Annotated in this window: 19 protein-coding genes; 7 read left to right on the top strand and 12 right to left on the bottom strand. The window is 59.8% G+C overall.

Annotation, left to right across the window (positions count from 1 at the left end; genetic code table 11):
* Positions 1–182: 182 nt before the first annotated feature.
* Positions 183–572: a response regulator transcription factor gene (locus AC6I8P_RS22485; protein ID WP_088517427.1), complete on the top strand. Its 390-nt coding sequence runs from the start codon at positions 183–185 to the stop codon at positions 570–572.
* On the opposite strand, the gene AC6I8P_RS22480 is transcribed toward AC6I8P_RS22485, so the two are convergent.
* Together AC6I8P_RS22480 and AC6I8P_RS22475 are read right to left on the bottom strand one after the other, a co-directional pair.
* Positions 569–1351, bottom strand: a complete 783-nt coding sequence (locus AC6I8P_RS22480; RefSeq protein ID WP_125311227.1) for a molybdate ABC transporter permease subunit — start codon at positions 1349–1351, stop codon at positions 569–571. The genes AC6I8P_RS22485 and AC6I8P_RS22480 overlap by 4 nt on opposite strands.
* Complete coding sequence (locus AC6I8P_RS22475; protein WP_498031353.1) at positions 1348–2244, bottom strand: extracellular solute-binding protein; 897 nt, start codon at positions 2242–2244, stop codon at positions 1348–1350. The genes AC6I8P_RS22480 and AC6I8P_RS22475 overlap by 4 nt, the downstream gene beginning before the upstream one ends.
* A 333-nt stretch (positions 2245–2577) precedes the next feature.
* On the opposite strand from AC6I8P_RS22475, the gene AC6I8P_RS22470 reads away from it, so the two are divergent.
* Positions 2578–2847 carry a hypothetical protein gene (locus AC6I8P_RS22470; protein WP_010616678.1) on the top strand — a complete coding sequence of 90 codons (270 nt, stop codon included), beginning with the start codon at positions 2578–2580 and terminating at the stop codon, positions 2845–2847.
* Between the two features lie 123 nt (positions 2848–2970).
* Positions 2971–3987, top strand: a complete 1017-nt coding sequence (ahr, locus tag AC6I8P_RS22465) for an NADPH-dependent aldehyde reductase Ahr (RefSeq protein ID WP_021508873.1) — start codon at positions 2971–2973, stop codon at positions 3985–3987.
* An 80-nt stretch (positions 3988–4067) separates the two neighbouring features.
* On the opposite strand, the gene AC6I8P_RS22460 is transcribed toward ahr, so the two are convergent.
* From AC6I8P_RS22460 to glsB, 3 genes are all read right to left on the bottom strand, one after another.
* Positions 4068–5807, bottom strand: coding sequence for a DUF2534 family protein (locus AC6I8P_RS22460; RefSeq protein WP_498031248.1), 1740 nt, complete (start codon positions 5805–5807; stop codon positions 4068–4070).
* A gap of 65 nt (positions 5808–5872) precedes the next feature.
* Positions 5873–6289 carry a DUF2946 domain-containing protein gene (locus tag AC6I8P_RS22455; protein ID WP_238562170.1) on the bottom strand — a complete coding sequence of 139 codons (417 nt, stop codon included), beginning with the start codon at positions 6287–6289 and terminating at the stop codon, positions 5873–5875.
* A gap of 580 nt (positions 6290–6869) precedes the next feature.
* The gene (gene glsB, locus AC6I8P_RS22450) at positions 6870–7793 is read right to left on the bottom strand and encodes a glutaminase B (RefSeq protein ID WP_498031247.1); all 924 of its coding nucleotides are present in this window, start codon (positions 7791–7793) and stop codon (positions 6870–6872) included.
* Positions 7794–8090: 297 nt separating this feature from the next.
* On the opposite strand from glsB, the gene clcA reads away from it, so the two are divergent.
* Positions 8091–9494: a H(+)/Cl(-) exchange transporter ClcA gene (clcA, locus tag AC6I8P_RS22445; RefSeq protein ID WP_211724527.1), complete on the top strand. Its 1404-nt coding sequence runs from the start codon at positions 8091–8093 to the stop codon at positions 9492–9494.
* Positions 9495–9547: 53 nt separating this feature from the next.
* Here clcA and AC6I8P_RS22440 read toward each other — a convergent pair whose 3' ends face one another.
* Complete coding sequence (locus AC6I8P_RS22440) at positions 9548–10774, bottom strand: MFS transporter (RefSeq protein WP_127835015.1); 1227 nt, start codon at positions 10772–10774, stop codon at positions 9548–9550.
* 159 nt (positions 10775–10933) lie between these two features.
* Here AC6I8P_RS22440 and AC6I8P_RS22435 point away from each other — a divergent pair, with 159 nt between their 5' ends.
* Together AC6I8P_RS22435 and sfnG are read left to right on the top strand one after the other, a co-directional pair.
* Complete coding sequence (locus AC6I8P_RS22435) at positions 10934–11281, top strand: ArsR/SmtB family transcription factor (protein ID WP_498010406.1); 348 nt, start codon at positions 10934–10936, stop codon at positions 11279–11281.
* 220 nt (positions 11282–11501) lie between these two features.
* On the top strand, positions 11502–12596 hold the full coding sequence (sfnG, locus tag AC6I8P_RS22430; protein ID WP_477529857.1) for a dimethylsulfone monooxygenase SfnG: 1095 nt from the start codon (positions 11502–11504) through the stop codon (positions 12594–12596).
* A 2-nt stretch (positions 12597–12598) separates the two neighbouring features.
* Here sfnG and AC6I8P_RS22425 read toward each other — a convergent pair whose 3' ends face one another.
* Positions 12599–13789, bottom strand: a complete 1191-nt coding sequence (locus AC6I8P_RS22425) for an MFS transporter (RefSeq protein ID WP_498031246.1) — start codon at positions 13787–13789, stop codon at positions 12599–12601.
* A gap of 308 nt (positions 13790–14097) precedes the next feature.
* On the opposite strand from AC6I8P_RS22425, the gene AC6I8P_RS22420 reads away from it, so the two are divergent.
* Positions 14098–14631: a sterol desaturase family protein gene (locus AC6I8P_RS22420; RefSeq protein ID WP_262264257.1), complete on the top strand. Its 534-nt coding sequence runs from the start codon at positions 14098–14100 to the stop codon at positions 14629–14631.
* Here AC6I8P_RS22420 and crtB read toward each other — a convergent pair.
* From crtB to AC6I8P_RS22395, 5 genes are read right to left on the bottom strand one after another with little or no spacing between them, the layout of a single operon-like run.
* A complete protein-coding gene (crtB, locus tag AC6I8P_RS22415; RefSeq protein ID WP_498031245.1) occupies positions 14570–15499 on the bottom strand; it encodes a 15-cis-phytoene synthase CrtB in 930 nt (309 codons plus the stop codon). The two genes, AC6I8P_RS22420 and crtB, sit on opposite strands and share 62 nt — an antisense overlap.
* A complete protein-coding gene (locus tag AC6I8P_RS22410; RefSeq protein ID WP_498031244.1) occupies positions 15496–16977 on the bottom strand; it encodes a phytoene desaturase in 1482 nt (493 codons plus the stop codon). The genes crtB and AC6I8P_RS22410 overlap by 4 nt, the downstream gene beginning before the upstream one ends.
* The gene (crtY, locus tag AC6I8P_RS22405; protein WP_125310191.1) at positions 16977–18143 is read right to left on the bottom strand and encodes a lycopene beta-cyclase CrtY; all 1167 of its coding nucleotides are present in this window, start codon (positions 18141–18143) and stop codon (positions 16977–16979) included. Before crtY ends, AC6I8P_RS22410 begins: the two co-directional genes overlap by 1 nt.
* Positions 18143–19420, bottom strand: a complete 1278-nt coding sequence (locus AC6I8P_RS22400) for a glycosyltransferase (protein WP_498031243.1) — start codon at positions 19418–19420, stop codon at positions 18143–18145. Before AC6I8P_RS22400 ends, crtY begins: the two co-directional genes overlap by 1 nt.
* 14 nt (positions 19421–19434) lie before the next feature.
* Complete coding sequence (locus AC6I8P_RS22395) at positions 19435–20340, bottom strand: polyprenyl synthetase family protein (protein ID WP_022547229.1); 906 nt, start codon at positions 20338–20340, stop codon at positions 19435–19437.
* Positions 20341–20345: the final 5 nt, after the last annotated feature.

The following is a 20345-nucleotide window of genomic DNA, read 5'->3' as shown; positions in this document are numbered from 1 at the left end:
CAAATTATGGAAAAATCGCCCTCCCTCAACGGAGGGCTTTTTTATCGGCGCAGGGAAGGTGCACGCTGTCGCGCACTTCACGTCCATCGATAACCAGCTACCGTCAGGTCTGGCTGCTGTTGCGTCATCGCGCGACAGAGAGGGCCGAAATTTTCCTCATTTTTCTACAGGCGGAGTACGTAATGGGCGCGAAGGTGTGGTTAGTGGATGATGATGTATCCGTGCGTGAGTCGCTGGGATTTCTGCTGCGAACCGTGGACTACGAGGTCGCCGACTTTGCCGACCTGGCATCGTTCGAAACCGCCGCCGCTGGTCAGCAAGCCGTATGCGGCTGTCTGCTGCTTGACGTGCGACAGCCAGAGAGTAGCGGCCTGAGCTGGCTGGCACGGCAGGGTGCACGCCATCCGCTGCTGCCGGTGATCATCATGACCGGGCACGACACGCTGGAGGCCTGCCGGCGCTTGTTTGCTCAGGGCGCCTTTGCCTTTTTCACCCGGCCGCTGGAGATTGAATCGTTACTGGAGACGGTCCGGCTGGCGATGCGTGAGAGTGAGCAGCGCGCCAGCCTCTAATGATGCCGCGCCGTGTTGCCGCAGAGCGCGCGCCGGGAAGCCAGCGCGCACAGCAGCGGCACCGGCAGGGTAAACAGCAGTAACAGCCACAACAGCACATACACCGCATCCACGCCGTCGTTTTGCAGATTGTTGTACAGCTGCGCCGGCATTCCGTGGGGAAACCAGGCGAAAATCATCACAATGCCGAATTCGCCCATCGCCCGCACCCACGCCAGCGCCGTAGCCGACGTCAGGCCCGGTGCGGCCAGGGGCAGCGCCAGCCGCCAGAAGCGCGGCCATGGCGCGGCACCCAGCGTTCGGCCCGCTTCAAGGATCTCCTGCGGCACCGCGATAAACGCCGAGCGTGCGCTGGTGACAAAGTAGGGCAGCGCGCCATACCACTGCGCCAAAATAAAGGCGGCGGGATTGTTCACCAGCGTCCAGCCCAGCTTGCTCAGCAGCTGGCCGGGCAAACTGTACGGACCGTACGCGCTGACCAGCAGGATTCCCATCGCCAGCGGCGGCGTTAGCAGCGGGATCATCACCAGCGTTTCCACCAGCCAGCGTATTTTTCCCCGCGCCTGCGACAGCCACCAGGCCAGCGGTAAGCCGGTCAGAAAAATCAGCACCAGCGCGATCGCTCCCAGACTGAGCGAAGTGGTAATCGCCGCGCCGTCACCCCACGCCAGCCGCAGGTGTTGCCAGTGTGTAACGCCCGTCAGGGTGATAAACGGTACGGCCAGCAGCACCAGGGCGGGCAGCGACAGCCACAGCGCGCCAGCATGGCGGATTTTCATGGCGTATAAAGCCCATCGCCCTTCGGTGCGGCATAGCCTTGCTGTTTAAACAGCGCCTGTCCTGACGGACTCAGCATGAAATCTACAAAGGCTTTGCCAGCGGCCGTACCGTGCGGCGCATTCCTGAGCACCGCCGCGTAGTAGACCAGTGGCTGGGTGTGCAGCACTTTATCTTTACCCTGGCTGTCTTTGACGCTAAAGCTGACCGTGTTGTACCACTTAGTCGCCATCGCCGGATTGCTGAGGTTGATTTCATCGGGCAGCGCGATGTAAGGCATATGGGCAGAGATCACTTCGCTTTCATAGCCCGCAGCTGCATCCACCTGACCGCTCTCGAGCCGCGTCAGCAAGCCACCTTCCAGATGGGTTTGTGCGGGATTCTGGTAACCGCCGAGAATGTGGTCAGCGATGCCGGGCTGCCGGTAATACTTCTGCGCCAGTAGCAGGGTGAAAATGATGTTCTGGCCTTTAGGATCGTTTACCGGATCGGTCCGACCAAATTTCAGTCCCGGCGCTGCCAGCAGCTGAAGCCAGCGGCCATCATTGCCTTTGGCTGCGGCAAACTGCGGCGCAAACGGCCCCTTCGGGTTATAGGCGATCACCATGCTGGTGCTGGCTACCGGTACTGCGTTGTCGATCAGTCCGGCGTCTTTCAGGATCTGCATCGGACCGGGAGTAATAGACACGAACACGTCAGCAGTGATTTTTTTGCTCGCCAGCAGGCGCGCCATGCCGTAAGCCCCCTGGCCCTGACCTTCATACTTACCGTCATGCTGTTGTGCAAATGCCGGGCCCAGTGCCTGATCCATCACTTTTCCCATCGAGCCGGCATACGTCACGCGGATATCCATAGCGGCCTGCGCCGGTAAACTCAATCCGCCGGCGGCAGTCATTAACAGTAGGGTAAGCGTCTTCACGCGGAGATTCCTATTCGCTATATAAATGAGTAGATAGCGATTATCGGAATTCTCCGTTTTAGCGCAAGGTAAAATCTGTTGCGAAATCCTGCGGTCGCGCGCCAGCGCCGGGTTTTAGTGCCAGTTCATCACGCGCTGAGAGAAAAAAATTCATTTACCGATCCGCGAGCTACCGCGAACACAGGCGGCCAGCCGTCTGCTGGTTAAATAAGCGACTATAGTTATCCCAGTTGGATTATTTTGCATGCCGCTGGGCGTGCACCTTTTCCTCATTTGCCTGGAGCCCGTTACTACGTCACGAGGTTTAACGTGTTTGCCGATCTTTCCTGGAAAATTATTCATCAGGTCATCAACCAAACCATCGCTGAGATGGTGGATGAACAGCAAACGCTGGACGTGCTGAGCCTGCGCAGGCGCTTAAGGGAAATGGCGGAGAACGAAACTAACGAGGAGATGGTGCTGTGTTACTGGCAGGCCAGCAAAGTGCTGACGCGTTTGCCGCCCACCGTCACCGCCAGCCAGCTGATAGAAGAGGCGCGCCATGCGTTCCGCAGTCCGCCCAGTCACGATTCGCTTTAACGCGAAATGCTTTTCTTTCCCCGTTGCGCTTAACAGACTCTAATTGGCTGAAATTTAATCATAATCATGCAATACGCTCTGCTAGACTTCCTGGGTTAATAACGCTGAAAACAGAGGACAGTAATGAAAATCAAAAGTTATGCCGCACACAACGCCGGTGATGCGCTGGTACCGTACGAGTACGAAACCGGTCCGCTGGCGGCGGAAGAGGTGCTGGTTGAGGTCGATTACTGCGGTGTGTGCCATTCTGATTTGTCGATGATTGATAACGAGTGGGGCATTTCCTCTTATCCGGTCATTGCCGGTCACGAAGTGATTGGTCGCATCAGCGCACTCGGCGATGCGGCGCAGGACAAAGGATTGAAGGTCGGTCAGCGCGTGGGTATCGGCTGGACCGCGAAAAGCTGCCAGCACTGTGATGCCTGCATCAACGGCGAGCAGGTCAACTGTGAGAACGGTTCAGTGCCCACCATCATGAACAAAGGCGGTTTCGCCAGCCATCTGCGCGCCGACTGGCAGTGGGTGATTCCGCTGCCGGAATCCATGGACATCACCTCTGCCGGTCCGCTGCTGTGCGGCGGGATTACCGTGTTTAAACCGCTGCTGATGCACCATGTAACGGCCACCAGCCGCGTCGGCGTCATCGGTATTGGCGGCCTCGGCCATATGGCGATCAAACTGCTGCGCGCCATGGGTGCAGAAGTCACGGCGTTCAGTTCGAATGCCAGCAAAACCGAATCCATCAAAGCCATGGGCGCCGATCGCGTGGTCAACAGCCGCGATCCGCAGGCACTGAATGCGCTGGCCGGGCAATTTGATTTGATTATCAGCACCGTAGCCGTCGATCTGGACTGGCAGCCGTACTTCCAGGCGCTGGCTCCACACGGTAAGTTCCACACCGTGGGCGCGGTGATGAAGCCATTTGAAGTGCCAGCGTTCAGTCTGATTCTGGGCGATCGTGCGGTAACGGGTTCGTCTACCGGTTCACCGGGCCAGCTGCGTAAGCTGATGCGTCTGGCGTCACGCGCCGATGTGGCACCGCAGGTGGAAGAGTTCCCGATGTCAAAAATCAATGAAGCGCTGGATCACGTACGCGCCGGTAAAGCTAATTACCGCGTGGTGCTGAAGGCCGATTTCTGAGTCGGAATCTGAGGCGGATAACACGCTGACATTTGTCAGACAAAACGGCGGATGGGGGATCATCCGCCGTTTTTTATGCCTTATCCCTGCGAATCATCCTTTTCGCCGAGGAAGAAATACCACAGCGGAATCGACATCAGCGCGGTGAACACCGTGGTGTAAAGCGCGATCATAAAGCCCTGCGTCAGATACATGGTCAGCGTCCAGTGGCTGAACGGAATGCCGTACTGATCGATCACGCCGCCGATAATCGCATTGCTCATCACCGTACCGACGATCAACGCCAGAATAAACAGCCCACGCAGGTAGTAACGCATCTCCTTGCGTTTCACCGTGAAACGCGCCCGCACGATACCGAGCGGCGACTGCTGCGCGGCGAGAATTTCCGCTTCGCTCATCGGCGCACGCTGTTGTCTGCGCCAGCGCAGTACGTCCACCAGCACGAAGGCCAGCAGGCTGACGCCCATCACCGGCAGGGCATAGCCGAGCGCCAGCGCCAGCATCAGGCAGACCCCTTTGGCATAGTGCGGCAGCGCCAGCCAGCTTGCGCTCAGGGTTTGCGCCGGGCTGGCCTGATCCAGAGCCGGGCGGCGCAGCCACCACATGCGATAACCCAGCACAATCATGCTGCATAAACCCAGGCCAAACAGCGTCAGCAGCAGCTGATTAGGCCAGCCAAACAGCACGCCCATGTGCGCATCGACACCCCAGCGCGTCAGTTTTGCCACCAGCGGGAAGCGATCAAACCAGACGTGATCGACAATCGCGAAGCTGTGCGGATTCACGGACACCGCATCCACCTGGGTGGGCCAGCTGCGATCAATCTCGCTGACAGTCCAGGCTTTGCCCTCGCTTTTCGGCTGGCGCAGCTCCACTTTGGCCGCGCGGATGCCATCCTGACGCGCCGCCGCCAGCACGCGATCCCAGTCAGCGTCGGCGGCATTTGCCGGCAGTGACTTCACTGGCTGCGTCGCCGGTTTCGCCATCGACGACATCGGCATGCTGGTCATGTCCATGTCCGGCATACTGCGGTGATCGGCGTGAGGATCCGCCGGCGTGGCGGGCGCATCACCGCTGAGCGCCGTATTCACCTGTGGCGTCAGCCAGTTAAGCTCGGTGCGCATCTTATCGATATTGCTACCTGCCCATTGTGACCAGGTGAGGCCGGTAACGGAGAAGAACAGCAGCCCGAGCAGCAGCGTCAGCCCCAGCGTGATGTGCCAGTGCCGGGTGAAGGCAAACCCCTTTCGCACGGTTTTCAGCCGGCGTTTTGGTCGCGTGCCCAGCCACAGCAGCACGCCGCCGAGCGCGGCCACCCACAGCCAGCTCGCCGCCAGTTCGCTGTAGTTGCGACCAAAGTCACCGAGTAACAGGCTGCTGTGCAGCAGATCGAGCATGGTGCGCAGCGGCAACACGCCACTGGTGCCGTACACCGTCATGTCGCCGGTTACTTTGAGGCTGTAGGGATCGATAAACACCGCGCGCGACTGCGACGGACCGAGTGTGGCATCGCTGAACTGTACGCGCGTGGTATCGCGCGCGGCGGGGGCAGGTCGAACCGCATAAATGTGCTGATTTTCGCCCGCATAGGCGCGTGCCGCGGCGATCTGCGCCGAGAGCGGTTGCGCATTGCCCTGCGGCTGTGCGGTGAGCGCATCGGCGTAGATCAGATTTTCCAGCTGCGGCGTCAGCACATACAGCGTGCCGCTGAGCGCCGCCACGAAGATGAACGGCGCGACAAACAGGCCAATGTAAAAATGTAAGCGGCGTAGCAGATTAAGCACCGCGCCGCGCGGTGCTGCAGAGTGAACAGCAGACAAAGCCGTCTTCCTTCCGATAAGAGAATGTCAGGGCACAGCGCAGGCGTTGTACCGATTAATGAGATTCAGCAGGAAAGAAAAACCGGTGGCGCGCGCGGACGATGGGTACCGCTGAAGCGGCGCGGCCGGGGTGCCACCAGCGGCGGCAGCGGTGGGGCGCGCGAGATCACCAGCATCAGCCAGATGCACGGGATAAACACCCACATCATCAGCGGAACATGCACCAGCAAATCACAATAGCCACAGGCAAATTCGCCGTCGTCCATGTTGTGATGCATCATGCCCGGCATCGCCATCTCCATCGGCATATCGTGATGGTGCATTGGCATGGCAGATGAAGGGCTGTGCGACGCCACGGGGTCAATGCGCGTTTGCCGCTCCAGCAGCGTTTTCGACACAATCGGCGCGACGAACAGCAGCAGCACCGCCACAATGGCGACGCAGGCGGTCAGGCGCTGGCGAAAGTGATAGGAAAACGTCATGGCAAATACTGAGTGCTTCAACAAATGAGGCCGAAGTGTAACGCGATTGCCGCACAAGGGTTAATAAAAGTGAGGCTGGGAGCGACAAAATTCGCACCTTTTGAAAAGGGTCACTTAACGTGGTGCGTTTGTTAACTTAATTGCAACCTGATGAGTACATTAGAGAAACACTATTTCTCATTGCTGAAGGATGAGTGGAGTCTGATGGCAAGAACTGTCATTGCTCAGAATTTGTGGTCGCCATTAATGGCGACCCTACAAGGTATTTGCACAATTTGCACAGGGTGCGCATTGATCCGCACCGATATAAAACAGGTCACTTGCAACTTTATTGCAAGGCGTCACGTCATTTATTGCGGCCTGTAGGCAGTTGCACGATTTTCACATGACGGCGCATTGATAAGCACCGTTGTAATCAGGTCACTTTCAACTTAATTGCAAGGCATAACGGCATCGATCGCAATCAGCAAGAAATTACACGATTTCCGTAGGGAGCGCATTTATGCGCACCGATATAAACGGGCGGCTCATTGTTTAACTCTTTTCATTTACAGGGAAGACTCTCAGTATGAGCCGGGCCTTAAAATATCGATCTCCCCAGCCGCTCCGTGAGTTTCTCCAGCATGGCGGTGCCGGCCAGCGAGTTACCGGAATGATCCAGCGCCGGTGACCAGACGGCAATACTCATCTCACCGGGAATCACTGCGACAATCCCGCCGCCGACGCCGGATTTAGCCGGCATGCCCACGCGCCAGGCAAACTCTCCGGCGCCGTCGTACATGCCGCTGGTCATCATCAATGCGTTCACCTGCCGCGCCTGGCGTGCAGAGATGACCGTCCACTCATCATCCAGCGTGCGACCGTGATTGGCAAGATAGAGAAACGTGCGCGCCAGTTCGCTGCAGCTCATCGCTAGCGAGCAGTAGTGAAAGTAGGTTTCCATTACTTTACTGACGTCATTATGAAAGTTGCCAAACGACTTCATCAGCCAGGCAATGGCGGCGTTACGCGCCGAGTGCTCATATTCAGAGCGCGCGACCGCACGGTCATACTGAATGTCCGGCTGCTGTGCCAGACGACGCACAAACTCCAGCATGCGCTGGCGCGGCGCGGTGAGCCGGCTTTCCAGCAAATCGCACATTACCAGCGCGCCGGCGTTAATGAATGGATTGCGCGGCTTTCCCTGTTCCAGTTCAAGCTGCACCAGAGAATTGAATGCCTGGCCGGATGGCTCTTTGCCCACGCGCTGCCAGATCTCGGCGTCCTCGTACAGCGTCAGCGCGACGGTAAGCGACAGGACTTTGGAGATGGACTGGATCGAGAAGCGCGTGCCTGCATCGCCGGCCTGGTAGCTGCGTCCATCGGCGGTGGCAATGGCGATGCCCAGTTGATCGGCATCCACGCCGGCCAGCGCCGGGATATAATCTGCCACTTTGCCCTGACGGGTGAGGGGGCGTACGTCCGTGATAATCTCTTCAAGCAATGCATTACTGAGTTCCGACACCTTGTGGCTCCGGGGTGACTAATCCTGGCGCGATCATGGTGATTTGCCGTCGGCGCGTCAATCCACCGCGCAAAATTCTGTGAGCACGCTGCAGCAAGCCTGCACCGTGTTGTGGATTTTCTGCCCGGTTTGTTGCGCCCGATCGCAACCCAGCCTGCCGCCTACGCCACATTGCGCGGCCTGAGGTAAAATTATGTTGCGAATGATTGAGTTACCGATCAGGCAATTTTGGTTATGCTAAGCCCAAACTCTTTCCGGCGCTGCCAATGCGCTCAACTGTTGTAATTGAGGATGACGATGTCTGCCTTACCTGATGCCTCCGAACCTGCCAATACGATGCGCGCCGGGCGCTTTATGCTGCTGCAAAAACTGCTGCGACGCGATAAAACCCCGCTGGCATTGCTGCTGCTGGCCGCGCTGGTCGGTATCCTCACCGGGCTGGTGGGTGTGGCTTTCGATCGCGCGGTCAATTTTATTCTCCACCTGCGGATCGGCTGGCTGACAGAGCGTGCGGATAACCTGGCCATGGCGTTGCTGAGCGCGTTTTTTATCTCGGCGCTGCTGGGCGGCATCGGCTATTTTCTGGTGCGCCGCTTAGCGCCGGAGGCAGGAGGCTCGGGCATTCCGGAAATCGAGGGCGCGCTGGAAGAGCTGCGCCCGGTGCGCTGGTGGCGCGTGCTGCCGGTTAAATTTATCGGCGGCATGGGCGCGCTGGGTTCTGGCATGGTGCTGGGGCGCGAAGGACCCACGGTACAGATTGGCGGCAACATCGGCGGTATGTGCCTCGATCTGTTTCGCGTGCGCGATTCCGAATCGCGTCATACGCTGCTGGCGACCGGTGCCGCGGCGGGGCTTTCGGCGGCGTTCAACGCGCCGCTGGCCGGCATTTTGTTCATTATCGAAGAGATGCGCCCGCAGTTTCGCTATAGCCTGATATCGATAAAAGCGGTGTTTGTTGGCGTGATCATGTCGAGCATTGTCTTTCGCGTGCTCAACGGTAATGAAGCCATCATTAATATCGGTCAGCTGCGTGACGCGCCCACCGAGACGCTGTGGCTCTATCTGGTGCTGGGTGTGCTGTTTGGTGGCTGCGGCGTGGCGTTCAACCGGCTGATATTTCTCGCACAGGACCAGTTTCAGCGCCTGCATCTCGGACGTACCGGGCGCTGGGTGCTGTTCGGTAGTCTGCTGGCCGGACTGTGCGGCGTGCTGGGTTTACTGCTGCCGCAGGCGGTGAGCGGCGGAACGACGCTGATTCCGGAGTTCGCTACCGGACACTATGGCGCGCTGGCGCTGTTTGCTCTCTTCGCGCTGCGCACGCTGGTCACCATTTGCTGCTTCTCTTCAGGCGCGCCGGGCGGCATTTTTGCGCCCATGCTGACGCTGGGCACGCTGCTGGGCACCTGCTTTGGTCAGTTGAGCGCCGACTGGTTCCCGCATTATCAGCTGGAAGCCGCCACCTTTGCCGTCGCCGGGATGGGCGCGCTGTTCGCCGCCTCGGTGCGCGCGCCGCTTACCGGTATCGTGCTGGTGCTGGAAATGACCAATAACTATCAACTGATTCTGCCGATGATCATCACCTGCCTGGGCGCAACGCTGGCAGCGCAGTTCTTTGGTGGCAAACCGCTCTATTCTTCAATCCTGGCACGCACCCTGGCCAAAGCACAGCTCACTAACCGCGCCAGCGCCCGAACGGAATAGGGATTATCCTGGCTTATCGAAGCGCGATTCAAGCCGGGTGGAAAGATATCACCTCACGCCCGGCTTTTAACCCATCGGATGCGCTGGCTGAGGCTCCAGAGCATCAGTGCGGCGAGGGCGATGCTGCCGAGCACGGCGAAAGCGACCTGATAAGACCAGGCGGCGGCGATGCTGCCGGTCAGTGCCGGGCTGCATGCCGCGCCCACGCCCTGCATCAGCATGACGAAACTCTGGCCGGCATTGGTGTGTCCGCTGCCATCAAGCACACTGACGATGTAGCCCGGTACTGCCACGCCCAGCAGCCCGGCGGCCAGACCATCAAGAATCTGTACCGGTACCATCGCATAGGTGCCATCGAACAGGGAGGCGATGCCGGCACGCACCGGCAGCACCACCAGCGCGAGGGTGATCAGCAGCGGAAAACCGAGGCGGCTGGCGTTTCGGGCGGCGAATAACGCCACGGGAATCATCACGCATTGCGAAATCACCACGGTTGCAGCGGTATAAACACCGGGGCTGAGCTGTCCGCTGTGCGTTGCCGCCGCGCGAATGCCCAGCATTGGCAACAGCGCGGCGTTGCCGAGGTGAAACAGCAGCAGCGTCAGGCCGGTAATCAGCAGCACCGGATTGCGCAGCAGGGCAGAGAAACCAGGAAGCTCTGCGGCCTGCTGTCGGGCACCGCCGCGCGCCGCGCGGTCATCGATCGCGTTACGCTGAATGGCGGCCACGGCAAAACATGCGCACAGTGCCATCGCGGTCATCAGGATAAAAACCGCATCGGTGCCCCACAGCCAGACGGCAAACCCGGCAAACAGCGCGGCAGTCATATTGCCGCCATGATTGAACGCCTCGTTTCTCCCCATCTGCTGGCTGAACCCCTGAGAGCCGGTCAGGCCGAGGGTCACGCCGGTCAGTAATGGGGCAATAAGCGCGGCCGCGAGGCCGGTAACCACCTGCGAGCCCACTACCACTCCACCGTATGGAAACCACCACAGCATCAGGGTGGCCAGCGTAATGAGCAGTGAGGCCAGAATCAGCAGCCCTTTTTTATGGTGCGTGGCATCGGTTGCCAGACCCGCCGGCAGCGTAGCCAGCAGACCGGCTAAACCGCCGGCAGTCATCGCCCAGCCAATATCATCCGCTCTCCAGCCATGCTCAGTAAGAAAGATCCCCAGGAAAGGGCCGAGTCCATCCCGCACGTCGGCCATGAAAAAATTGACCAGACACAACGCCTGGAGGGACCGCAAAGTAGCGGGATGCGCTATCGGATTTGCATTCATGTTGTGATGAAGAAAGAGTGGAAGATGGTGACAAGCATAGAGCAGCAATGTGACATCGTAAATTAGCGCAGCGCGATTGGCGCACCGCTCGTACTGCGCTATACATCGCCCGCCGACTCACGGATAATTTGCTGTCTTACGCCCTTACAGAGATAAGCAATGCTGGAAAATCATCCGTCGCGTGACGCCATCAGGCTGGAGAATGTGCTGACCGCGTTGGGCAATCCGATGCGCATGGCGGTCGTCGCGCTGCTGGCACAGGGGGAGGCGCGCAGCTGCGGTTCGCTGCTGCAAGGCGTGTCCAAATCAACCTTAACCCACCACTGGCGGGTACTGCGTGACAGCGGCGTAATCTGGCAAAAACCCTCTGGCCGCGAGAATCTGCTGTCACTGCGGCGCGACGATCTGGACGCGCGCTTTCCCGGTCTGCTTGATGCGTTGCTCAGCGCCGCCGTTGACGATGCCGCCACCCGAAGCGCGCTGCAGGCTTTTCAGCACGCGGAGTAGCGCCCTTTTCGCCGGAGCGGCTGCAATTGCAACAGCCTGGCGACAGCGGCTGCTGCATCCGCAACAGACATTCCTCATCCTCTCATTCAGTTAGCCCGCAAATCAGGCGTTTAATCTCTGCCAGGAACTGGCACGCTCACTGCATAGCCTCTTATAGCCAAAAGCATTAATGAAGATAATTTTCCGTTAATCCAGCTATAAGAAGTCTCAGGAGAAACCTATGTCACAGGTAAAACCGCTGCAGTTTGCTTACTGGGTACCTAATGTTTCAGGTGGTTTAGTTATCAGTCAGATCGAGCAGCGCACGCGCTGGGACGCGGAGTACAACCGTGAACTGGCGAAAATCGCTGAACGCGCTGGCTTCGATTATGCCCTGACGCAGATTCGCTTCACCGCTGGCTATGGCGCGGATAATCAGCACGAATCAGTCACCTTCTCTCAGGATCTGCTGAGCCACACCATAAAACTCAAAGTGATTGCCGCGCTGCTGCCGGGGCCGTGGAACCCGACGCTGGCGGCGAAGCAGATCGCTACCATCAGCCATCTGTACGGTCCGCGCATCGCGGTGAACATTGTCAGCGGCTGGTTTCGCGGCGAGTTCAAAGCGATTGGTGAACCCTGGCTCGATCACGAAGAGCGCTATCTGCGTTCGGAAGAGTTTATTCGCTGCCTGCGCGGCATCTGGCGTGAAAGCAGCTTCAGCTTCGCCGGAGATTTTTATCGCTTCCGCGACTACGCGCTCAAGCCTAAACCGCTCGATCCGCTGCCGGAAATTTTTCAGGGCGGCAGCTCGCGCGCCGCGCGCGACATGGCGTCACGGGTGTCTGACTGGTACTTCACCAACGGCAACACGCCTCAGGGCGTACGGCAGCAGGTAGACGATATCCGCGCCAAAGCCGCCGTCAATCAGCACGCCGTTAAAATCGGCCTGAATGGTTTTGTCATCGCCCGCGAGAGCGAACAGGAAGCCCAGGCGGTGCTGCAGGAGATCATCGCCAAAGCCAATCCGGATGCAGTGAAAGGCTTCCAGCATGAGGTGAAAAATGCCGGCAGCGCGTCGCCGGAAGGCGAGGGCAACTGGGCCAAATCCTCCTTCGAGGATCTGGTGCAATACAACGACGGTTTCAAAACCAATCTGATTGGCACGCCGCAGCAAATTGCTGAGCGCATCATGGAGCAGAAACGCGCTGGCGTGGATTTACTGCTGCTGGCGTTTCTGCATTTCCATGAAGAGGTGGAGTTCTTTGGGCGTGAAGTGATCCCACGCGTGCGCGAACTGGAACGGCAGGAGGCGCTTAACGCCGTCACGGTCTGAGGTCAGATAGCGCGGTCGCGTCCGGCCAGCAGCGCCATCGCCATTTGCAGCGCGCTTACCGCCAACAGCATCAGCAGCGGGAGCTGCCAGCTACCGCTGACATCATGCAGCATGCCGAAGCACAGCGGTCCCAGCGCCGCCAGCCCGTACCCCACGCACTGCGCCATGCCGGAGAGTTTCGAGGCCTGGCGATGGTCCCGGGTGCGTAAATTAAACAGTGACAGGCTGATCAGCAGCGAGGCGCCCGCACCGAGGCCTGCCAGAATCAGCCACAATAGCGACCATGCGGGTGCCAGCAGCAGGCCGGTCACCGCGATGAAGATCGACAGCGAAGCCAGCAGCCCGATCAGACGCTGATCGCGCAGCTGCTTCAGCGCCCGCATACAAGCCAGATTGGAGGCGATCGCCACAATTTGATAGACGAACAACATGCCGCCCGCCTGAAGCTGACTGATGCCATTATCCTGTGCGAACGGGGTAAACCAGCCAATCAGGGTATAAAACAGCAGCGATTGGCTGGCCATGAACAGCGAAACCTGCCAGCCGATCGCGGAACGCCACGGCGAACGCGTTACGGTGACCTCTGTCGCGCGCTGCTCACGCGTCGCGGGATTTTTCAGCTGCGGCAGCCACGCCAGCAGCGCGACCAGAGCCGGAATCAGCCAGACCGCCAGAGACAGACGCCAGCCGGCGCTGCTGAGTTCGGCCAGCGGCACGGCCACGCCGGAAGCGATGCTGGCGGTGATGCCCATGGTCATGGCATACAGCCCGATATAACGCGCGGTGTGCGCGGTGTAATCACGCTTAATCAGCGGCGGCAGCAGGACGTTGGCCGCCGCGATCCCGCTGCTGAGAATCAGCGTACCCAGCCACAGTGCCGTTTCGCTGCCGCTGATTCGCAGCAGTGAACCCAGGACGATCAGGAGTAACGCCCCCCACAGACTGCGCTCCAGGCCAAAGCGATTGCCAAACCAGGCGGCTGGCGGTGCCAGCGTGGCGAACATCAGCAGCGGTAAAAAGTTAATCACGCCGGCAGCGCTGGCGCTCAGGCCAAATGTCAGGCGAATATTTTCCAGTACCGGCCCGGTGGCGGTGATGGGCGTGCGTAAGTTGGCGGCGGTGAGTAACAGCAGCAGCAGGAAAAACCCGGAACGACGCAGGGCAGAATCAGCAGATAAAGCGATATGGGACATGTTTGCGCACCATAGAAATGAGGCAGAAAGTCTCTGCATATGGTGCGTTGATTGACGTTAACGCGTACGCAGCAGCCTGGACCGCTGAACCGCTGGCTATACTAACCAGCTGTTAAATCGATGTAAAGCAGACCCACCCGGCCGCCATGCAGGATAATCTCCTTGCCGCTTAGCTTGTCTGACGGTGACAGCACGCGTCTGTGACCTGGCTGGTATTTACGCTGCCGGTGCGTTTTTTTGCCGGAGACTTGCGCCTTTCGCTATCCACGTCCACCTTTATACTCTCACTCTTCGCAAATGGACCAATGATGCTCTGGTTATGGAATGCGCTTATCCTGCTGGCTACCGTGATACTGATGGAGATCGTCGCGGCGCTGTCGCATAAATACATTATGCATGGCTGGGGATGGGGCTGGCATTTGTCGCATCATGAACCGCATGAGAGCAAATTTGAGCTCAACGACCTGTATGCCGTGGTGTTTGCACTGCTGTCGATTGGCCTGATATGGCTGGGTGTCAACGGTGCCTGGCCGCTGCAATGGATTGGCGCTGGCATGACGACTTATGGCGCGCTCTATTTTATGGTGCATGACGGCCTGGTCCATCAGCGCTGGCCGTTCCGCTACATTCCGCGCAAAGGCTATCTGAAGCGGTTGTATATGGCGCACCGCATGCATCATGCGGTGCGGGGACGGGAAGGCTGCGTTTCCTTTGGCTTTCTTTACGCCCCGCCGCTGCACAAACTGCAGGCGACGCTGCGCCAGCGCCATGGGCGTCGTGTCAACGCGGACGCTGCCACAGACCGGCAGGACGCGCCTGGGGATGAGCAAGGCGCGAAGTAAGCGCGACGCCGGCACCTTTCACCAGCAGCGCCAGCTTTTCGCCTTTACTGGTGCGCTGGCGCGCATCCCACGCCCGGGCACCGGCATGCTGCACTTTTACGCCAATTTCCCGGTAAACGCCGCGCGCGGTGGCGATCGCCCACGCCGAACGGAGCGGCAATCCGGGCAGCCCGCTGCGCGCTGACTGATAGTACGGCTCGGCCTCTTGCACCAGACGCGCTGCCAGCGGGGCCAGCGCTGCGCGATGTTGCGGATCGGCAAGCTGGGCGGCGCTCAGTCCGGCCTCATCCAGCCAGCTTTGTGGCAGATAGCAACGGCCATTCTCCGCGTCCTCAACGATATCCCGTGCGATATTGGTCAGCTGAAACGCCAGACCCAAATCACAGGCGTGATCGAGTACGCGCTCATCACGCACGCCCATCACGCGCGCCATCATTAACCCCACCACGCCGGCCACGTGATAGCAGTAACGCAGCGTGTCCCCGAAACACGCGTAACGTTCTTCACGCGCATCCATCGCAAACCCTTCCAGATGATCAAACGCCAGCTGCTGGGGAAGCTGATGTGTCAGCGCCACTTCCTGAAAGGCACGAAACGCCGGTTCATCCATGTGGGCACCGCTATAGGCGCGGCGGGTTTCGATTTGCAGGTGGCGCATCCGTGCCTGAGCATCCGCCACCGCGTGCTGCGTGCCGCCTTCGCCCAGCGTCTGACCATCTATCACGTCGTCACAGTGACGACACCAGGCGTACAGCATCAGCGTACTGCGGCGCGTTGGAGGATCAAACAGCCGGGTAGCGCTGGCGAAACTTTTGGAGCCCTGCGCCATGGTTTGCGTGACCTGCTCAATCAGCGGCGGTTGGTTCATCCGATCAGATCCTCCACCATCAGCTGGGCGGTCGCTTTCGCGGAGCCGATCACGCCTGGTACACCGGCACCGGGATGCGTGCCAGCCCCCACCAGATAAAGGTTACTAATGTCGGCATCGCGGTTATGCGGCCGGAACCAGGCGCTTTGCGTCAAAATGGGTTCGAGCGAAAACGCTGAGCCCTGATGCGCGTGCAGCGTGTCGCGAAAATCAAACGGCGTAAACATACGGTGTGTCACTAACTGCTGTCGCAGACCCGGCATATAGTGCTCCTCCAGATAAGCAAAAATGCGATCGCGCAAGCGCGGCCCTTCCTGTTGCCAGTCAATTGCGGCGGTACCGAGATGCGGCACCGGCGCCAGCACGTAAAAACTGCCGCAGCCCGCCGGTGCCAGCGACGGATCGCTGGAGCAGGGCGCGTGCAGATACAGCGAGAAATCTTCCGCCAGCTGGCTGCTATTGAAGATCTCATCGATCAATTCACGATAGCGCGGACCAAAGCACACCGTGTGGTGCGCCAGCTGCGGGTGGGCATGATTAAGACCAAAATAGAGTACAAACAGCGAGTTGCTCATCCGCTTGCGCTTCAGCGTTGCCGCGCGTTTACGCGCCGCAGGATGCTGGCTTAACAGGCGATCGTAGGTATGCACCACGTCAGCATTTGACGCAACGGCGGCGGCGGCAAAACGGCGCCCATCCTTCAGCTGGACACCGCTGATGCGGTTACCCTCGGTCTCCAGCTGGCTGACTTCGGCGTTGAGCAGCAGTTCACCGCCCAAATCGCGAAACAGCCGCGCCATGCCATCAACCAGCGCACCGGTACCGCCGCGCGGAAACCACACGCCCCATTCGCGCTCCAGTGCGTGAATTAAGGTATAGATCGAAGACGTTGCAAAAGGATTACCGCCGACCAGCAACGAGTGAAAGGAAAAAGCCTGGCGCAGATGATCGTCCTGAATAAATTTCGCCACCATGCTGTAGACACTGCGCCAGGCCTGCAGCCGACCCAGCTGTGGCCCGGCACGCAGCATGTCGCGGAAATGCAGAAAAGGTACGGTGCCCAGTTTCAGATAGCCCTCACGAAACACATCCTGTGAATAGGCCAGAAACTGGCGGTAACCGGCGACATCCTGGGGATTAAAAGTGGCAATCTGCTGCTCCAGCTGCGCCTGATTGTTGTCGTAGTCCAGCTGCCTGCCGTCTTCCCAGCACAGGCGATAAAACGGCGTCACCGGCATCAGGTCGACATAATCACTGAGTTGCTTGCCTGCCAGCGTAAACAGCGCCTCGATAGCGCTGGGATCGGTAATCACCGTCGGACCGGCATCAAAGGTAAAACCCTGATCCTGATAAACATAGGCGCGCCCGCCAGGTTTATCGCGCTGCTCCAGCAGCGTGACCGGCACGCCGGCCGCTTGCAGACGAATCGCCAGCGCCAGGCCACCGAAGCCTGCGCCAATCACATAGGTGCGTTTCATTATTTCTTCCCTGGTAACGGAGAGGTCATCATCAATGCGCGCAGCGCTTCGCCGAGAGGGACCGGCGGTTTGCCGCACAGAATGCGTGCTTTATCGCTGAGGCGAAGTTGCCCGGCGTAAAAGCGGCTAATCAATCCGGCGTCAAGCCGGTAAAAACGCTGCATCACGCGCCAGCGCTGTTCAGGCCGTCCGGCAAGAAACAACATGCGATTCAACAGACGGAAAAAGCGCTGCTCGCGCCAGTGCTGACGGGCAAAGGATTCGATGCAGTGGCTCAGCGTATGGGCATCGGCGGGCAGCGTGCTGGCAATCTTCTCCGCCAGCGCCACCGCGGCGGGCAGCGAGTAACCGGTGGTGGCGTGAAACAGTCCGGCGCGCAGCCCGCTGCACGGTTGTCCGTGCTGCTGTTGCCAGAACTGATCGATATCGCCGCTGAGCGTGATCGGCAGCGAGCCGTGCTCCTCGCGCAGCAGCTGGCTCAGATTCCAGCCGCGCTGGTGGGCATAGTCCGCAATGTGCCGGCGCGCCTGTGCGGCATCGAGCGTGGCATGGTTGATGTAGTGGGTATCTTCAATCAGTAAACGGCTGGCACTGAGCGGCAGGGTGTAAACAAAGCGATAACCCTGCTGTTGATCGACGCTGGCGTCCATCAATATTGGCTGCTGCAGGCCATGCGGCGCGGCCAGCTGCCACTCCTGACCGACAAATGCCTGATAGCCGAGCTGCAGATGCGGTGTCGGCTGCAGTCCGCGTCCGTCAATCACCGCCTGCGCCTGTAACATCCCGCCATCCGCCAGTCTGACCCCGGTGGGCGAGACCTCGCTGACCGGCGCTGCGGTGCGTAGCGCGGCACCGAGCACCTGCTGTAAGTGCCGGGCAAAAGCCTCCGAGGCAATCGAGCAATATTCTCCATCCAGCTGGCGACGCAGGGTGGGGAAGCGTACCTGATAACCGGGCCAGCGCGCCGAAAGCAGCGGCTCGAGCCAGCGGAACTGCGCTTCGCTGACGTCTTCGCGATGGAACGACCAGGTATGATTGCCGGCCGGCTGCGCCTGACTCTCCAGCAGCAAAACCTTAAGTGCGGGCTGCAGCTGGCGTAAACGCAGCGCAATCAGCCCGTTGGCCAGGCCGGCACCGACCAGAATGACATCGTAAGGTGCGCGCATCAGGTGGCCTCCGCCAGCACGATTTGCTGCTGACACAGCGCCTGCTCGACAATATCCGCCGCGCGCGTACAGCCACCGGCCCGCTGCAGCTGCGCCTGAATGGCTGACATGCGCAGACGATAGCGATCGTCACTCAGCAACTGTTGCAGGTGGTGCTCCAGCTGCGCGACGCGGCTGAAACGTGAGGCGCGCCGGCCGACGCCGTGCCACTCAATACGTGCCGCCACGCCGGGCTGATCGAAGGCGATCGGCAGCGCCAGCATCGGCGTGCCACACTCCAGCGCTTCCAGCGCACTGTTCAGACCGGCGTGAGTGATAAACAGTTGCGCATGCTGCAGCGCCGCCCGCTGATCCACAAAATCGGTCACCCACGCAGCACCGGCCAGTCTGAGCTGATTTGCCTGGCTGGCGGTCAACCCGCCACAGTGCGCCACCACCAGCGACAGCTGCTGATTGCGGCAGGCCTGGGCCAGGTGCAGAAACAGGCGAAAACGATGCCCCTGTAGCGTGCCTAGCGAGGCATACACCACCGGCTGGCGCAGCGCTGGCCAGGGAGCGGCGAGCGCGCCGCTAGCGACTGGAGTTCGCAGCGGACCCACGCTGTGATAGCAGGCTGGCAGTTGCTGACGCGGAAAATCAAAAGCGGGCACCAGCTGACTGATTTGCGCCAGCGGCGACAGACACTGATGTAAGCCATGGCGCTCGGGCAGGCCGAAGGCGCGCGCATGACGAGCGATGACAGCGCCATGACGACGCATGATGCGGTCGTAGATGTCACTGCTGGCCTGATAGCGCTGCAGCGCTTTCTCATCCTGAGCAAAGCGAAAGGGCATTACCGCCAGCGGAATGGCCGCTTCGCGATTGACCGGCAGCGCGCAGGCCACCGACACGAACGGCAGCTGTAACGCCTCTGCCACCAGACCGCCAGCCGCTTCCATTTGGTCGGCAATCACGCCATCGACCTGCAGCCGTTTCAGCACCGCGGGCAGTTCGCGGCACAGCATATCGGTGGTGCTGGCCAGATCGTGAATCACGCGAAAAAGCGACAGCCCGCCCGGTGCCGCCAGCCGCCTGAGTTCGCTGGAGAGCGATCCGGCAGGATGCGTGCGCTCGCCGACGGCCACAAAGGCAATGCGCTCGTCGCTCAGCAAGGTGCGTGCATCGCAATGCTGGATAAAGGTGATGCGGTGTCCGCGCGCCAGCAGCGTTTGCGCCAGCGCCTGCAATGCGTGAAAGTGGCTGTAGAGCGGTGGCGCAATAACGGCAAAATGCCCCATAGGTATGACCGGCTTCAGTTAAACATCGCCAGCTGTTGATTAAACAGGGCGTGCATATATTGACGGGTGGCGACACCGCGATGGCAGGCGCAGGCAAGGTGTGCATCGGCGCTGCTTAGATGGTCGCGCAGACGACGTTCAGCCCCTTCCGGGCCCAGCATCTGCACCAGAGTGGATTTGCCCTGATCCTGATGACAGTCCTTGCCGGTGTGCTTAGAGCCATCCGCCAGGTCGTCCAGTAACTGGAAAGCCTGACCTAAATCCTGCGCAAAATAGCTTAAACGCTGACGTACCTGCACTGACGCATCGGCCGCAATCGCCGCCATCTGCAGCGTGGCGCGAAACAGGACGCTGGTTTTCAGTTCATTGGTCAGGGTGATGGCTTCCGGACTGCGGCTGTGTGCGCCGTCATGCAGATCCTGGAACTGACCCTGAACCAGTCCCTGCAGGCCCACGGCAGAGGAGAGCTCGGCAATGGCTTCGGCTTTGTGCGTTGCCGGCAGACCCGGCGCGAGGGCAATCACCTCAAAGGCGCGGCTGAGTAGCGCGACCGCCGCCAGGATCGCCACGTTTTCCCCATATTCACAGTGGATTGCCGGGCGTCCACGTCGCATCCGGGCGTTATCCATTGATGGAATGTCGTCAAGGATCAGTGAGGCGGCGTGCACCATTTCGACCGCACAGGCAAGATCAAGGATGCCCTGCTGCGCCACGTCACAGCCCATATCGCGTGCTGCCAGCAGCAGCAAGAGCGGACGAATACGTTTACCCGGTGCCAGCGTGCCGGCACGCATCGCAGCCCGAACGCGATCGGCCTGCTGCCCGGCAGGCAATAAATGTTCAAGATGAGCCTGCAATGCGTGATGCAACTGAAGGAGATCGCTTTCCTGGCTTGCTGTGGTATCGACATGGGCGGTCATAGCGG

This window comes from gamma proteobacterium symbiont of Lampromicra miyakona (assembly GCF_059730895.1).
Note: the sequence above shows the minus strand (reverse complement) of the source record. Positions and strands in the feature narration are given on the sequence as shown.

Bases quoted from the DNA above. Each gene is read 5' to 3' on its own strand.
- AC6I8P_RS22395 (WP_022547229.1), bottom strand. From the start codon at position 20,340: ATGACCGCCCATGTCGATACCACAGCAAGCCAGGAAAGCGATCTCCTT.
- AC6I8P_RS22475 (WP_498031353.1), bottom strand. From the start codon at position 2,244: ATGACTGCCGCCGGCGGATTGAGTTTACCGGCGCAGGCCGCTATGGAT.
- AC6I8P_RS22425 (WP_498031246.1), bottom strand. From the start codon at position 13,789: ATGTCCCATATCGCTTTATCTGCTGATTCTGCCCTGCGTCGTTCCGGG.
- clcA (WP_211724527.1), top strand. From the start codon at position 8,091: ATGTCTGCCTTACCTGATGCCTCCGAACCTGCCAATACGATGCGCGCC.
- crtB (WP_498031245.1), bottom strand. From the start codon at position 15,499: ATGAACCAACCGCCGCTGATTGAGCAGGTCACGCAAACCATGGCGCAG.
- AC6I8P_RS22485 (WP_088517427.1), top strand. From the start codon at position 183: ATGGGCGCGAAGGTGTGGTTAGTGGATGATGATGTATCCGTGCGTGAG.
- AC6I8P_RS22435 (WP_498010406.1), top strand. From the start codon at position 10,934: ATGCTGGAAAATCATCCGTCGCGTGACGCCATCAGGCTGGAGAATGTG.
- AC6I8P_RS22480 (WP_125311227.1), bottom strand. From the start codon at position 1,351: ATGAAAATCCGCCATGCTGGCGCGCTGTGGCTGTCGCTGCCCGCCCTG.
- AC6I8P_RS22440 (WP_127835015.1), bottom strand. From the start codon at position 10,774: ATGAATGCAAATCCGATAGCGCATCCCGCTACTTTGCGGTCCCTCCAG.
- AC6I8P_RS22420 (WP_262264257.1), top strand. From the start codon at position 14,098: ATGCTCTGGTTATGGAATGCGCTTATCCTGCTGGCTACCGTGATACTG.
- AC6I8P_RS22455 (WP_238562170.1), bottom strand. From the start codon at position 6,289: ATGACGTTTTCCTATCACTTTCGCCAGCGCCTGACCGCCTGCGTCGCC.
- AC6I8P_RS22410 (WP_498031244.1), bottom strand. From the start codon at position 16,977: ATGAAACGCACCTATGTGATTGGCGCAGGCTTCGGTGGCCTGGCGCTG.
- crtY (WP_125310191.1), bottom strand. From the start codon at position 18,143: ATGCGCGCACCTTACGATGTCATTCTGGTCGGTGCCGGCCTGGCCAAC.
- sfnG (WP_477529857.1), top strand. From the start codon at position 11,502: ATGTCACAGGTAAAACCGCTGCAGTTTGCTTACTGGGTACCTAATGTT.
- ahr (WP_021508873.1), top strand. From the start codon at position 2,971: ATGAAAATCAAAAGTTATGCCGCACACAACGCCGGTGATGCGCTGGTA.
- AC6I8P_RS22400 (WP_498031243.1), bottom strand. From the start codon at position 19,420: ATGGGGCATTTTGCCGTTATTGCGCCACCGCTCTACAGCCACTTTCAC.